The organism is Egicoccus halophilus (assembly GCF_004300825.1).
GTDB classification, from domain to species: Bacteria; Actinomycetota; Nitriliruptoria; order Nitriliruptorales; family Nitriliruptoraceae; genus Egicoccus; species Egicoccus halophilus.
The window spans coordinates 1,041,324-1,055,580 of record NZ_CP036250.1 but is presented as its reverse complement, the minus strand read 5'-3'; the positions used below and the strand labels follow the sequence as shown (position 1 = coordinate 1,055,580).

Below are 14,257 nucleotides of genomic sequence, written 5' to 3'. Positions count from 1 at the left end.
CGTTGACCCGATCGTCGGCCGGGACCGACCCGGTCTTCCACCGCCGCCACCGGTGGCTGACGGTGGCGCTGCTCGCGCACGTGCCGCCGCTGCTCGCCCTGTCGATGGCCGTCGGCGGCAACCGCCTCGGCCATGCCCTGGTCGAGACGTCCGTCCCGCTCCTGGGGCTGTGGGTGATCGGCCTGCGTGCCTCCCACCAGCGCCTGGCCGCGTCCGCCACCACGTTCGGGCTGCTCACCGCCTCCGCGCTGGTCGTGCACACCACGGGCGGTCAACCCGAGGCCCACTTCCACTTCTTCCTGGTCGTCGCCGCGGTGGCCCTGTACCGCGACCTCGTGGTGTTCGGGGTCGCCGCTGCGTTCGTGGTCGTCCACCACGCCGCGCTGACGCTCATCTCGCCGACGTCGGTGTTCGCCGACCCCGCCGTCGCCGACCAGCCGGTGATGTGGGCCGTGGTCCACGGCAGCTACATCGCCGCGGTCGCTGCCGTCCACGCCGTCGGACTGCGCGACGTCGAACGGGCCAGCCGCGAGACGGCCCGCCTGCAGGCCGACCTCGAACACGCCGGTGAGGCGCGTGCGAACGCGTTGGCCCTGCACGACACGGTCGTGCAGGGCCTGACCGCGACGGTGTACGCCCAGCAGGTCGGCCGGCACGACCTGGCCGGCGACGCGGCCGCGGCCGCACTGACCGCCGCGAAGCGGGTCGTGTCCGACCTGCTCGAGGGACGCCCGGCCGACCGGAGCACCCTGGTACGCGAGGACGCCGCACTCGACCGGCTGTCGCCTCCATGACCGCACGGGTGCTGCTCGTCGACGACACCGAGATGATCCGGCTCGTCGTCCGGATCTCGCTCGAGCGCGACGGACGATTCACCGTCGTCGGGGAAGCGGCGAACGGTCGCGAGGGGGTGGAGCGCGCCGTCGAGCTGCAGCCCGACCTGGTGGTGATGGACCTGTCCATGCCGGTGATGGACGGCATCGAGGCGACCCGGCTGCTCCAGCAGCAGCTGCCGGACCTCCGCGTCGTCGTCCTCACCGGCTTCGCCGAGCCGCAGATGCTGCGGGCGGCCCGCGAGGCCGGCGCCTGCGAGCTGGTGGAGAAGGGCGGCGACCTGACCCGACTCGCCGACGTGCTCGCGGACACGCTCGAGAACTGCTGACGTCGCGGCCGGTCGGTGCGTCCGACCGGCGCACGGGTGGCGACCGCCGGCCAGGAGCCATCGGTCGCCGATCTGGACAGGGTCACCTTGCCCTGCCGCGCCGCGGTGGACCGGCGGAAGGTGGGAGGTGGACGACGCGTCCGGAGCCGGCCGTCGTCCGGAGGTTTCCCCATGAGGCCCATCCGCATCGTCTCCTTGGTGGCCGGGATCCTGCTCGTCGTCGTCGGCGTGGGACTCGGCACCGCTGGCACCACCGTGCTCGTCACCTCCGCCGCGAACGGCGACGAGGACGGCTTCCTCACCACCCCCACCTTCGACCTGCAGACGTCCGCGTACGCGATCACGGCCGAGGAGCTCGAGCTCGTCGCCTCCCCCGCGGACTGGGCGCCTGCCCGGGAGCTCGAGCTGCGGCTCACCGTCACGCCCGACACCGGCCCGGTCTTCGTCGGGCTGGCGCCACGCGACGACGTGGCGCGCTACCTCGACGGTGTCGCCCACGACGAGGTGCAACGCCTCGACCTGCCGGATGCCGCCTTCACCGCCCGTGCCGTTGACCGGACCCCCGCTCCCCCCGCCGAGCAGGACTTCTGGGCCGCCAGCGTCGAGGGCAGCGGCCGTCAGACGCTGGACTGGACGGCCGAACCGGGCCGCTGGGCGGTCGTGGTCATGAACCCCGACGCCACGCCCGGCCTCGCCGTCACGGCCCGTGCCGGCGTCCAGTCGTCGCTGCTGGTCCCGCTGGGGGCCGGCGCGCTGGCCGCCGGGCTCATGCTGCTCGCCGCCGGTGTCGCGCTGATCGTCGGCGCGCTCGCCCGGCAGGGCACGGGCGCCCGGCAGGGCACGGGCGTCGGGCAGACCGGGACCGAGGCGCCGCTGGGCGCGGCGGGCCCGGCGACGCCGACGTGCTCGCCGGTGGCCGTCGTCGGCCGGCTCGACCGGCCGAGCCGAGGGCTGTGGCTGGTCAAGTGGCTGCTGCTCGTCCCGCACGCGATCGTGCTCGTCGCGCTGTGGATCACCTTCGTGGTGCTCACGCTCGTCGCCGGCGTCGCGATCCTGTTCACCGGCCGCTACCCACCCAGCCTGTTCGACGTCAACGTCGGCATCCTGCGGTGGAGCTGGCGGGTGTCCTTCTACGGCTATGCCGCGCTGGGCACGGACCGCTACCCGCCGTTCACGCTCGAACCGGCCGACTACCCGGCCGACCTCACCATCGTCCACCCCGAGCGGCTCTCCCGCGGCCTCGTGCTCGTCAAGTGGTGGCTGCTCGCCCTTCCCCACTACCTCGTCCTGGCCGTGCTGACCGGTGGCGGTGGCAGCTGGGTCGTCGCCGAGGCCGGCGACGGGACCGGCTGGCGCCTCGCGCTGGGCGGTGGCGTGCTCGGAATCCTGGTCCTGGTGGCCGCGGTCGCGCTGCTGTTCACCGCCCGGTACCCGACGGGCCTGTTCGACCTCGTGGTCGGCATCAACCGCTGGGCGTTCCGCGTGATCGCCTACGCGGCGTTGATGACCGACGAGTACCCGCCGTTCCGGCTCGACCTCGGCGGTGGCGAGCCCACGCCGCCCACCGCGCCGCAGGCACCGACCGGCGGTCCCACCCACGCACCGGTCCCCACGGGTCAGCCCGTGTGACGTCCGCGACGGTGGCCGGGCGCGGCGACGCGCCCGGCCGCCGTCCCCGGCGGGAAAGGCACGACGATGAGCAACCGCGACGCCGGCGCGGCCGCTGGTGGCGGGCGATCTACGGCCTCGGCATCTTCGGCGCCCTGGTCTGGTTCTGGCAGCAGGCCGACACGTTCTGGGAGCACCCGTTGGCGATCCTCCAGGGGCTGTTCTGGCCCGCCTTCCTGGTCTACGAGGTGTTCCGCACCCTGACGTGATGCCGGGTGCTCGTACGTGTGGATGCACTCCGGCACGGGGGCACGGTGGCGCTACGACTTCGACGGCGATTGCACCGAGCGTCGCGACGAGCCCGACGAGCCCTGGTACGGCCGCTGACGTCCGGGCCGGCGGGTCCGGTGGCGGCACCGTGCCGGTCGGCCGAGTCCCTGCCCGACGGTGTGGTCGGACGGCCACCTCGCCGCCGACCAGCGCCCGGCACGTTGTCGCCCCGGCAGGTGCGGGAACGCCGAGGCAGCGGCGACGGCCTCCCACCACACGACGCCGGAAGGCGTGCCGACACTCGGACGCACTGCCGCGGGATCCGCTCCGGACCGACCGAGGAGGAACGCATGGACACCTACACCGCAGCGCTCACGATCGACCGTCCCCGCGACGAGGTCTACGACCGGCTCCAGCGCTTCGAGACCTACCCCGCGTTCATGGACAGTGCCGACGAGGTGCGGCGCGACGGCGACCGGCTGCACTGGAGGATGTCGCTGGGCCCGGTGACGCGGGAGTACGAGGCCCGGATCACCGCCGAGGAACCCGGGGAGCGCATCGCCTGGCGCACCGACGAGGACGACGTGCAGGAGGCCGGCGAGTTCCGGCTGACCGACGCCGGCGAGGGGGCCACCGACGTCCGCCTCGAGGCGTCCTACGACCTCGACAGCGCCGCGTTGCAGTTCGCCGACGCCGTCGACTTCCTCGAGAAGAAGGTCGAGGACGACCTGCGGCACCTCAAGGAGTACCTCGAGAAGGACTGACCGGACAGGCGACTCACCGGCGCCCGTCGTCGGCGGGCCCGGTGAGCGGCGCCACGCCCCACGCGGAGGCACCGTCCCGGTCGACGGCGTCGAGCGTCCGCTCCCACGACGCGGTGAGCTCGGCGCGCAGCTGCGGGTGGCGGTCCTCGGCCAGCGCCGTGCCGACGTCGACGACCAGGTGCCGGGACCGGTCCACCCACAGCGGCACGTAGCCGACGTCGGTGACCTCGAAGCTCCCCGGTTCGGTCTCGGTCACCTCGAAGTGGGCGAGGATCCCGTCCTGGGAGTTCGGACCGGTGAACTCGGCGTGCATGTTGGAGAGCAGGTTGCCCACGCCGTGAGCCGTCACCCGGTCGTGGACGCGCTCGATGGGCTGCACGACGTGGGCGTGGTGGCCGATGATCAGGTCCACGCCCCCGTCGGCCAGCAGCACCTCGGCGTTGTCGCGCTGCGCCTCGGACGGTTCGACGTGGTACTCGCGGCCCTGGTGCAGGCTCAGCACGACGAACTCCGCGCCGGCGTCGCGCGCCCGGTCGGCCTCGGCGAGGATGGCGTCGTGGTCGGTGACGTCGACCATCCACGCGCCGTCCTCGGGCATCGGCACGTCGTTGATCCCGTAGGTGGAGGACAGGTGCGCGACGGTGACCCCGGCGACCTCCAGCAGCGTCGTCGCGGCCGACTCGGCCCGGGTCCGGGCCGTTCCGGCATGCGCGACCCCGACCCGGTCGAGCGCGTCCAGCGTCCCCACCAAGCCCTCCACCCCGCCGTCGAGGGAGTGGTTGTGGGCGGTCGAGCAGGTGTCGAAGCCGGCGTCCGCGATCGCGTCGGCCAGCTGGTACGGCGAGAGGAACAGCGGCTGGTTCGTCGCCGTACGGACGTCGCCGCCGCCGTAGAGCTCGGCGTTGTCCGGCGACAGCGGCACCTCGAGGTGGCACACCGCCAGGTCGGCCGCCTGCAGGTGCGGGGCGATCTCGGCGAACATCGGCCGGAAATAGTACGCCTCGCCGGACTCGGCGCCGTACTGCGCGGCCCGGTCGATGACGGCCATGTGGGGCAGGATGTCCCCGCCGCCGACGATCGTGAACGAGCGTGCCGGCTGCTCCGGGAGGTCGAGCTGGTCGGTCTCCACGCTCGCCGACGGCGGCAGGTCGGCTTCCGGTGCCGGTGCCTCGTCGAGGGTGAACTCCGCTGCGCCGACGTCGCCCGGCCCGCTGCTCGCGTCGGGCGGTTCGGCGAGGTCGAGGACCGTCTCCTCGTCCGCGTCCCCGATGGCCGTCGGAGGACCGGCTCCCGGAGCGCAGGCGGCGGCGACCAACAGCGGCGCGGCGGTCAGCAGTCGACGGGTCAGCAGGTTCGGAACTCCACGTCACGGTCACCTGTGAGCCTAACGGGCTCGTGTCACCGCCCCCGCGTAGGTTCACACGAAGCGCAGCCACCAAGGAGGCGTCGTTGGGACGCGCCGACGCCAGCGTCTGCGGGTGGCGGCAAGGGGGAAGCGATGCACGGGGACAATGGCCGGCATCTACGAGGTGCGCTGCCGGCAGGGTCACCAGCTTCACCGCCTGTTCTGCCCGCTCGGCCGCAACCATCCCGGAGGACCCGCGCTGGTGATGCTCGACGGCGACTCCAAGCCAAACCGAACGGCGATGCACGGGTCCGTCTATCGACGAGTCCGTCAACAACGGACGCGTACGAGGCGACCCGCCACCTCGACTTCACCTAGCGGCGAGCATCTGCTCCACCGAGTTCTGCTCGCGAATTTCGAGCCGCAGACCGGAGCGCCTCGGCGATCGACATCATCGTCGCCAAGGTCGGGTTCGCCGAGGGCGCGGTGAACAGCCGCCGCAGAGACGCAGCGTTCCGGTCGTCCCGAAGGGCCAACTCCTCGCGGGTCCAGCCCAGCTCGCTGAGCCGGTCCACGATGACGTTCACGACATCATCGAACGCCCGGATCTCGGCCAGCTCGGCCTCGACCGCAGCGGCGAACCCCGGTGCGCGCCGTCCGCGTTCTTCGATCACTCGCTCGAGTGCACTCATCTGCGCCCCAATTCCAACGACTACCGCCCACGTCGCGTGGGTCAGCCTGGGGTGATCCACCGGTCGCGCATCAGCTCGGTGACGAGCTCGTCCAGCAGCTGCTCCTCATGGACGGCGCGACCGCGGGCGATGATGGCGGCGGACAGTTCGGGGTCCCAGCTTGCTTCGGGTGGAACTGCCCCGAGCGGCCGGCTGGCGCTCGTCGCCGCCTCCTCGTACGCCGTCCGTCCCATACGCCACGGGGTGGCGCCGAACCGGTCGATCAACAGGTTGCCGATGCGAACCCCACCACCGTCGAAATCGGCGTGGAAGTCCAGCACCACACCAGCGTCCACGAGCTGGCCGAGCAGGGTCTGCACGGACCCCGACGGCTGCCCGTCGGTGCACACCAGCGGTGGCGTCGCCGGACCACACCGGTCGGTGACCGCCGCAGCCACGGTCGGGTTCTCGCACACCAGGACGCGCTGGCGCCGCAGCGACGTCCAGTCCGCCGGATGACGAACCAACAGCCGCAGGGTGATACGGCACGGTTCGCCGGCGTCGGCGTGCTCGCGCAGGGTCGTCGCCAGCAACCCATCACCGCTCGGCCGCAGGCCGGCGACGAGCACCGGTGCGGACAGCTCGTCGAGCAGGACGCCGACCCTGGCCCACAGCGCTCGCCGCTCGGCGGCACGGCGATCGCGTCGCGGCAGGCCGGTGACCGACTCGATGCCGCGGAGCACGAGCGTGGACAGCGAGGTGCCGTCGTCCAGCGCGTGACTGTCGCCCAGGCTGGTCGCGGCCAGCTGCGGCAGCGGCACCGCGTCGGCGGGCAGTCGACGGAGGACCTCCAGCGCCTGATCGCCGAGTTGCGCGGCGACCTCGGCGTCGCCGGCCAACCGGCGCAGCAGCCCGGTGGTCGCCAGCTCGTCCGCCCAGGCCACCAGCGTCGGGTCGACGTCCTCGGCGTCGGTGCGCAACCGGTCGTGGACGAGACGCCATCGGCGCTGCTCGGCGGCCGCCGCCGCGGGCCGGTCGAGCACCGGGCCGCGGAGCGTCTCCACCAACGATCGCAGGTCGGGCGCGATGCCGGCGTGCGCGAGGATGCGTTCGAGGTCCGCCACCTCGACGCTGACGGAGCCGGCCGTGGTGGGACGACGACCCGTGAGCCGTTCGACCGCCTCGCGTTGCGCGTCGGTCGGGTGGGCGAGGCGGAGGCGTCCGTGGAGCGGCTGTCCCCGTTCGAGCCGCGCCTGCAGCCGGTCGACGATCCAGGTGAGCTCCTCGCCGAACAGCGCGACCGCTCGGCCCCGGTCGACGGTCACGGTGCCGTTTCCTGGCGGTCACCGTCGACGACCTCGAGGCGGTCGCGGCCGTTCCACCGCCAGCGGTGCACGCCGATGGCGTCGATGCCCGGCCGGGTGGACAGCTGGTGGATCGCGATCGCCGGCACCGTCGGGTAGCAGGCCCACTCGCGTTCGCTGGTCATGACGACGTCGAGGTCGAAGCGGACCAACAGGTCCAGGCACTTGGCCCGCATGTCACCGTCGATGCCGACGAACGCCTCGTCGAGGGCGATGAGCCGGGGCGCGTGCTCGTCGGCGCTGCGGTAGTGGGCCGCGGCGGCGGCGAACTGCGGCACGGTCAGCGCGAGGGCCTTCTCCCCGCCCGAGCCGGTGCCGTGGGTGCGACGGGTCAGCCGGACCCACGTGCCCTCCTGCTCGCGCTCGACGGCGAACAGGTGCCAACGGCGGTAGTCCAACGCCTGGGTGAGGTGTTCCTGCCAGGTCGCGGTGTCGTCGGCGTCGCGGACCTCCCGGATGCGGGCCTGCAGGAACGCGCCGAGCGCCTCGCGGTCCTGGACGGACCAGACGTGGTCGGCGGCCAGCAGGCGCCGCCTGGCGTCGGCGAGGGCCTCGGGCCCGTCCACCCGGGGCTTCCAGCTGAACCGCAGTCGCATGCCCGTGCTCGTCGGTCGGGCCGCGAGCTCGGCGTTCATCGCGGCGACCATCGCCTCGCCGGCGCGGATGAGCTCGTGCAGTTGCGTGGCGACCTCGCCGACGAGGTGGTTCTCGAGCACCTCGCGCTCGCGGGCGTCGAGCAGGCTCTGGCGGTGGATGACCTCGTCGGCGAGCTGGGCGCCGAGTTCGGGCATCGTGGTGGCACGCCCCTGGAACGCGGTGGTGACGACGAACAGGTCGTCGTCGAAGGTGCCGGTGGGCTGCAGCGCGTGGGGCAACAGGGCCTGCTCGAGGGTGGTGTAGTGGCCGTGCAGCCCGCGCTGGACGCGTTCCCAGTCCGGGTCGTCCGCGGCGACGGCCCCCAGTTCGTCGTTGACCCGTCGCGCGGTCCGCACCGCCGGGTCGGGGGCCCATGAGGCGTCCCCGTCGGCCACGTCGGCGTCATAGTCGACCCCGGCGACGGCGAGGAAGCCGGCACGGACCAGTCGGCGGAGGTGCTCGACCTCGCCAGCGCGGTCGGCCTCCTGCTCGGCGAGCGTGCCGGTGAGCTGCTCGGCTTCGGTGGCGGCGCTGGTGCGGGCGACGACCTGCTCCTCGCGCTGGCTGGCCACCTGCTCGCGTTGGTCGGACAGGCGCTGCTGGCGCGCGCGGGCCTGCTCGACGCGGGCGATGATCTCCGCGGCGGAGCGACCGACGGCTGCCTGGAGCGTGTCGCGCCGGGTGGCGGCGTCGGCGGCCGCACGGCGCGCCGCACGCACCTGCTCGTGCCGTCGGTTCCGCTCGCCTGCGGCGCGGTCGCGTTCGAGGGTGGCGCTGTCGAGCGTGCGGAGATCGGCGGCGTGGACCTTGAGCGCGGCCCACAGCTCGGTGAGCGCGGCGCGATAGACGGCGAGGTCGGCGAGCAACGCCTGGGGATCCGTCGCGCGGTCGGGCAGGCCGAGGTCGGCGGCGACGTCGTCGCGTGCGGTCGCGGCGGCCTCGAGGCGCGCATGCCGCTCGGCGACCTCCGCCTCGACGGCGGCGACCCGTTCGCGATGGTGGCGCACCTGCGCGCCGGCGTGGTCGAGCGCGAACCGGGCCTGACGTACGGCGTCCTCGTCGGGCGCGGAGGCGCGCTCAGCCTCCGCGGTGGCGACGCGCCGGGTGACCTCGTGATGCTGCCGGGCGAGGTCGTGCTGTTGCTCGTCGAGGGCGGCCAGCTGCGCGTCCAACTCGGCGAGCCGGCGCTGGCGGGCGCGTTCCCGGGCGGCATGGCCCAGGTGGGCGATCTCGTCCTTGCGCCAGCGGCCGTGCAGCGGGCCCAGACGCCAGCGTCCGTCGGCGGCGACCCAGACCTCACCGTCCTCCGTGGCGGCGATGCGCGCGAGCAGCGCCGTGACGTGCTCGGGCGGTACCGCGGCGGCGGCGGTGTCGCCGGGTGCGGCGTCCGGGATCAGCACGGACGTCAGCCCGCCGTCGGGTCGCGGTGGGGCGTCGGTGGGGACCAGGACGGTGTCGTCGGCGTCGACGAGCGCGCCGTCGGGCGCGACCCAGGCATCGAGCAGCCCGGCGGCCTCCAGGCCGGCCTCGTAGCCGGCGGCGTCGCCCGGTTCGACGCCGGCCGCCAGGTCGACCAGCCGCCACAGCGGCGCGCCCGGCCGACCCACACGTGACGCGGGATCACGGGTGTGCGGGGCGGGAGGTGGGATCGCGACCCCGGCCGCCACCTCATCACGTTCGGCGGACGCCGCAGAGCGCGCGGCCTCGAGCGTCCGCTCGTCGGCGTCGAGGGCGGTGAGCCGTCGCGTCGCGTGCTCGCGTACGACGGCGAGCGCCCGGTCGGCAGCGGAGGTGACGGGTCCGGCGCCGTCACCGTTCCAGCTGGAGATCGCCTCGATGACCGACTCGACGTCGAGGTCGGCGAGCACGCCCAGCTCGCCGACCCACGCCCGCAGCGCGCCGACCGTGGAGGTCCGCGCCTCGTCGAGCGCCGTCTCGGCCGCCGCTGCGGCGTCGTGTGCCCGGTCGAGCTCGCTGGTGCGTTCGTCGAGACGGCTGCGGGCGGTGCCGAGCTCGCGCTCGAACTGCTCGACCTGTCGGCCGAGGGTGACGAGGTGGTCGGCCGCACGCTGCATCCGCGCGGTCGACTCGTCCAGCCGGCGACGGGCGTCCTCGACCGCCCGCTCGTCACGCACGTCGGGCAGCGTCAGCGGGGCGAGCGTCCGCTCGTGCACGTCGGCCAGGCCGGTCGCCGTCGCGGCCTCACCCGCCGTCCCGGTGGCTTCGGTCACCTCCGTGCGCGACGTGGCTGCGTGCTCCTCGGCCCGGTCGCGCACCTCGGCGCGGTGCGCGGCGTCCTCCTCGGCGCGGGCGAGGTCGTCGGTACGCGCGTCCGCGGCCGCGGCCAACTCGTCGGCGCGGGCCCGGGCGGCATCGAGTTCGCGGGCGGCCTCCATCTCCGGCGAGGCCTCGAGGGTGCGCACCTCGACAGCGGCGGACCGCTCGGCGTCGGACAGCTGTTCGCGCTGCGCTTCGAGCCGTGCCACCTCGGCGTCGGCGTCGTCCCGGCGGCGTTCGGCGTTCCGGAGGTCCGCGCGCAGCCGTTCGTAGCGGGAGTTGGCGCGGGTCACGGCGGTGGCCCGACGACGGGCGGCGACCTGCCCGTAGCTGCGGTAGGCCGTCAGGAACGTGTCGGTGGCGGCCTGGGCGGCCTGGTAGCCCGCGAGTTGGTCGCGGTCGTCGTCGAGCGCCCGGAACGCCTCGGCGACGTCCGCGATCACGGCGGACGGCAGGGGAGGCAGCGCTTCGGACAGCGCCTCGGACAGCAGGGACTCGTCGAGCTGTCGGGACAGCTGGGGGCGCCGCAACTGCACGAGCAGGTCGACCAGTGCCTCGTACCGGTGCTCGCCGAGCCCGAACAGGGTGCGGTCGAGCACCCGGCGGTAGTCGGTGGCCGTGTCGAGCACCTGGCCGTGGTCGCCGATCGCCTCGATCAGCCGCTCGCGGGTGAGCGCGTGTCCCGCGTCGGCGATCAGGGACAGCTCGTCGCCGATGCGCTGGTCGGTGACGAAGAACCAACGACGCGGAGCGCCCCTTCCGGCGCTCGCGCGCATGCCGCAGCCGATGGTGAGGAACCGCTCCCCCGCGGCCTCGCCGTCCGCGGCGTCGTCGTCTGCGGCGTCGTCGGACGTCGTGCGACGGCCGAGTTCCAGCCAGGCGTAGCCGAGCCGGTCGTCGTGCTTGCCCAGCAGCAGGTTCCATTCCATGCGCTTGGCGGTGTCGCCGTCGGGTTCGACGCGGTGTGGTTCCATCTGCCCGTCGAAGAGGAACGGCACCGTCAACGCCAGCACGCGCGACTTGCCGGTGCCGTTGTTGCCGCGCAGCAGCAGGCGCCCGTCCTCGAACGCGAAGGTCTCGTCATCGAAGCGGTACAGGTTGACCAGCCCGACGCGTAGCGGCTGCCAACGGGTCCGTCCCGGCCTGGGCAGACCGGAGCCCACCGCGGCGCCCGGGGGCGTGTCGGGCGAAGCGTCGAGGGTCGGAGGGGCGTCGGTCACGGGGCGTCCTGGTCGAACAGCTGCAGGCTGGGCGGGAGCAGGGGCTCGTCGACGGCGTAGCGGGCGATCGGCGGGCGCGGCAGGACGCCGGCGTCGGTCACGACGACGAGGTCGAGCGCGGCCAGCCGGCCGACCGCGTCGGCGGTGAGTGTCGGGCCGTTGGCCGGGTCGGTGGCGTCCTTGCGCCAGTGGGCGGCGTGCCGTACGGCGAGCTCGGCGGTGTGGGCCTCGAGCTCGTGGAACGGCACCGGTGTGCCCGGTCGTGCACGAAGGGCGCGTGCCAGGTGCTCGGCGAGCAGCAGGGTGAGGTGGCCGTCGGTGCCCTCTTCGGGGATGCGCAGGTCGGTCGCGTCGCCACGGTCGTCGAGCAGGGCGATGCCCTCGGCCCGGATCTCAGGCACGAGCCCGGTCGCCTCGGTGATGGCGCCGAGGATGCGGGCGCGTTGGGACGTGAGGTAGGCCAGCTCGGCGTCGTCGAGCTCGTCGTAGGCGAGCACGGCGTCGTCGAGCAGTCGACGTGTCAGCCGGTGACGGATGGCGCGGTTGCGTGCGTCGGTGGTGTCGGGGACCGGCTCCTCGGTGATGGCGGCCAACCGGTCGTCGAGGTGGACGGCGTCGACGGTGGTCGGGGGCCGACGGGTGGCCAGCATCGCGGCCAGCGCGGCGCGGTCGACGGCGTACAACGCGTCGCCGGCGCCGGTCACGTAGGCGGCCTCGTCCCCGTCGACACGACGCAGCACCTTGAGGGCGAGCAGCAGGCGGGCGACGGCCACGAGGTCGCGTCGTTCGTCACGGGTCTCGAGGGTGAAACGCACCCCGGCGGCAGCCAGCTGCTCGTCGGCCGCGACGCTGCCGACGATGCGTTCGGCGAGCCGCCCCAGGGCGGTCTGGCGTTCCTCCCCCTCCAGCGCGGCAAGGGCGAGGCAGAGCAGCACGTAGCGCCGCCGGGAGAAGGGCGGGTCACCCGGACGGGCGCGCGCCCCGCGGGTGCCGTCGGTCAGCCGGGCGGGGGTCTTGCGCAGACGGGCATGGGAGCGGTCGACGTGCAGGATCCAGCCGGTTTCGGAGGCCAGCCAGTCGCGCAGGGCCGTGGCCTGCCGCCGCACGGCGGGGAAGGCGTCGTCGGTCGCGGGCAGCAGCGGCCGCATCAGCAGGGTCCGCAGCGCCAGTCGGAACTCGTGGCGCTCGGCCGCCTCGAGTTGCTCGCGCAGCTCGGACACGGGGGCGTCGACGGTGCTCACGAGGCCGCCCGGACGCGCGCCGCCTCGCGGATGTGGACCCAGTGGTCCGGACCGGACAGCACACCGGCCGTCGTGTGGACGTGGGCCCGACCGCCGTCGCCGGTGGGGACGAGTTCGAGCTCGAGGGCACCGTCGGCGCTGGTGGCGACCACGGGCGCCCGCCGGTCGACGGCCTCGGCGAGGGCGGCGGCGAGCAGGTCGAGGAACAGCTCGAAGGCGACCGGATCCAACGGGCCGAGCTCGCCCAGTCGCACGGGCCCGTCGGTGCACAGCTGGGCGCGGGCGGCGGCGAGCTGGGCGGCTTCCTCGGCGGCGAGACGCGCGAGCAGCTGCTTCTCGCGGCTGCGGTCGATGATGCCGTTGACCCGCCCGCGTCGCGTGGTGCGACCGGTCCGGCGCAGCCGGGGACTGATGCGCACCGGTGGGCCATCGAGCCAGCTGGTGGCGGCCGGGACGGGCGACTGGTCCCGTTCCGCCAGTGTGTCCTGGTCGACGGCCAGGTGGCGGGCGGGTGCGAGCGAGAACGCGGCACGCCACAGCCGGTGGGCGTCGGCGTCGGCGTCGCAGGCGGCGAACCAGCGGGCGAGGGCGCGCAGGTCGCCGGCCCGGTCCGAACGGGACAGGCGCCGCTCGTTGACCTCGGCGATGGCCTGCAACAGCGCGGGGATCGCCGCGCGTGCCCGGGCGCGCAGCAGCTCGGCCTGGGCGGGACGCTCGCCGTCGGGCAGGAACCATCCGACCAGCCCGGCCCAGCGGGCCTGCCAGCTCGCCCGTGCGGCGGCCCGGTCGTCCTCGCTGGGGGCGAGGGCGTCGGCCAGCTCCCGGTCGGCCGCGATCTGGAGCAACCGCTCGACGGCGGGCCCCTCGAGGTCGCGCAGCAGCGCGGCGATGTGTGCCTGGGCGACGACGAGCTCGCCGATGAACCGTTCCAGGTAGCCGAGCAGGGCGTCCTTGTAGGCCAGCAGCGCGTCGACATCGATGGCGTGCAGGTCGACGGTGCGCTGCAGGCTGGCCACGAACGTCTGTGCGCGGTCGGTCAACTCCTCGAAGCGGCCCCACAGCGAACGCAGGGTCAGATGCACCTTGCCCACGTCGAGGTCGTCGGGCAGCGACGACCCGTGGGCGCCCGACGGCTCGTCGACCGCGAGGTGCTCACGCAGTTGCTGCAGCAGGTCGCGGATGTCGCCGAGGGCGGCGGTCTGCAGCTCACCGGACCGGCGGAGCCCCTGCTCGAACACCTCCAGGGCGCGCTCGGTCGCCTCGCCTTCGGGCGTGAGCCGGTACAGGAAGCGGGCGCGGTAGAACTCCTCCACCGTGGCGACCTCGGCGGTGTCCGGATCGGCCGACAGATTGCCCCAGCTCACCAGCTGGCGGAGCGCCGCATCGACCTCGCCGACATCGGCACGCCCGGGGAGCGCCGCCACGACGTCGGACGGCCGCAGATGCAGCACGAACCGCGCCTTCGCGTCGGCGAAGACGTCGAGCACCTCGCGGTAGTGGTGACGCTTGTCCGCAGCGAGGTGGGCGAACGTGCCGTAGTCGGTTGGCACCGGGTGCGGTTCTCCCGTCGGGCGCTGGAGCTCGTCACCCAAGGCTAGTGGTGAGGGGGACTCCGACCACGTCGTGTTGCCCCCGGAGACGCCGTCCGCGGTCTTGTCGGCAGTGCGGGGGCCGCAGCTAGCCTGTCCCGCAAGAGAGG

The 14,257-nt window shown here is 73.9% G+C and carries 10 protein-coding genes and 1 pseudogene; 5 read left to right on the top strand and 6 right to left on the bottom strand.

Annotated features, from left to right (window positions below):
- Positions 1–2 precede the first annotated feature (2 nt).
- The 5 genes and pseudogenes from ELR47_RS04795 to ELR47_RS04775 all read left to right on the top strand — a co-directional run bounded on the left by ELR47_RS04795 (position 3) and on the right by ELR47_RS04775 (position 3,804).
- The gene (locus ELR47_RS04795) at positions 3–794 is read left to right on the top strand and encodes a hypothetical protein (protein ID WP_130648859.1); all 792 of its coding nucleotides are present in this window, start codon (positions 3–5) and stop codon (positions 792–794) included.
- Entirely contained in the window at positions 791–1,162 is a 372-nt protein-coding gene (locus ELR47_RS04790; RefSeq protein ID WP_130648858.1) for a response regulator, read from the top strand. The genes ELR47_RS04795 and ELR47_RS04790 overlap by 4 nt, the downstream gene beginning before the upstream one ends.
- A 171-nt stretch (positions 1,163–1,333) precedes the next feature.
- A complete protein-coding gene (locus ELR47_RS04785) occupies positions 1,334–2,791 on the top strand; it encodes a DUF4389 domain-containing protein (RefSeq protein ID WP_130648857.1) in 1,458 nt (485 codons plus the stop codon).
- Positions 2,792–2,857: 66 nt separating this feature from the next.
- Positions 2,858–3,039: pseudogene (locus tag ELR47_RS04780) on the top strand (hypothetical protein).
- A 351-nt stretch (positions 3,040–3,390) separates the two neighbouring features.
- Positions 3,391–3,804, top strand: coding sequence for an SRPBCC family protein (locus ELR47_RS04775; protein ID WP_130648856.1), 414 nt, complete (start codon positions 3,391–3,393; stop codon positions 3,802–3,804).
- 13 nt (positions 3,805–3,817) lie between these two features.
- Here the strand turns inward: ELR47_RS04775 and ELR47_RS04770 are convergent, their stop codons facing one another.
- From ELR47_RS04770 to ELR47_RS04745, 6 genes are all read right to left on the bottom strand, one after another.
- Positions 3,818–5,119: a CapA family protein gene (locus ELR47_RS04770; protein ID WP_130648855.1), complete on the bottom strand. Its 1,302-nt coding sequence runs from the start codon at positions 5,117–5,119 to the stop codon at positions 3,818–3,820.
- A gap of 404 nt (positions 5,120–5,523) precedes the next feature.
- Positions 5,524–5,841, bottom strand: coding sequence for a hypothetical protein (locus ELR47_RS04765; protein ID WP_130648854.1), 318 nt, complete (start codon positions 5,839–5,841; stop codon positions 5,524–5,526).
- 41 nt (positions 5,842–5,882) lie between these two features.
- Positions 5,883–7,145 carry a TIGR02679 family protein gene (locus tag ELR47_RS04760; protein WP_130648853.1) on the bottom strand — a complete coding sequence of 421 codons (1,263 nt, stop codon included), beginning with the start codon at positions 7,143–7,145 and terminating at the stop codon, positions 5,883–5,885.
- The gene (locus ELR47_RS04755) at positions 7,142–11,317 is read right to left on the bottom strand and encodes a TIGR02680 family protein (protein WP_130648852.1); all 4,176 of its coding nucleotides are present in this window, start codon (positions 11,315–11,317) and stop codon (positions 7,142–7,144) included. The genes ELR47_RS04760 and ELR47_RS04755 overlap by 4 nt, the downstream gene beginning before the upstream one ends.
- Entirely contained in the window at positions 11,314–12,558 is a 1,245-nt protein-coding gene (locus tag ELR47_RS04750; protein WP_205745446.1) for a TIGR02678 family protein, read from the bottom strand. The genes ELR47_RS04755 and ELR47_RS04750 overlap by 4 nt, the downstream gene beginning before the upstream one ends.
- Positions 12,555–14,108 carry a TIGR02677 family protein gene (locus ELR47_RS04745; protein ID WP_130648851.1) on the bottom strand — a complete coding sequence of 518 codons (1,554 nt, stop codon included), beginning with the start codon at positions 14,106–14,108 and terminating at the stop codon, positions 12,555–12,557. Before ELR47_RS04745 ends, ELR47_RS04750 begins: the two co-directional genes overlap by 4 nt.
- Positions 14,109–14,257: the final 149 nt, after the last annotated feature.

Coding starts and splice junctions, on each gene's coding strand:
- ELR47_RS04785 (WP_130648857.1), top strand. CDS start 1,334: ATGAGGCCCATCCGCATCGTCTCCTTGGTGGCCGGGATCCTGCTCGTC.
- ELR47_RS04775 (WP_130648856.1), top strand. CDS start 3,391: ATGGACACCTACACCGCAGCGCTCACGATCGACCGTCCCCGCGACGAG.
- ELR47_RS04790 (WP_130648858.1), top strand. CDS start 791: ATGACCGCACGGGTGCTGCTCGTCGACGACACCGAGATGATCCGGCTC.
- ELR47_RS04765 (WP_130648854.1), bottom strand. CDS start 5,841: ATGAGTGCACTCGAGCGAGTGATCGAAGAACGCGGACGGCGCGCACCG.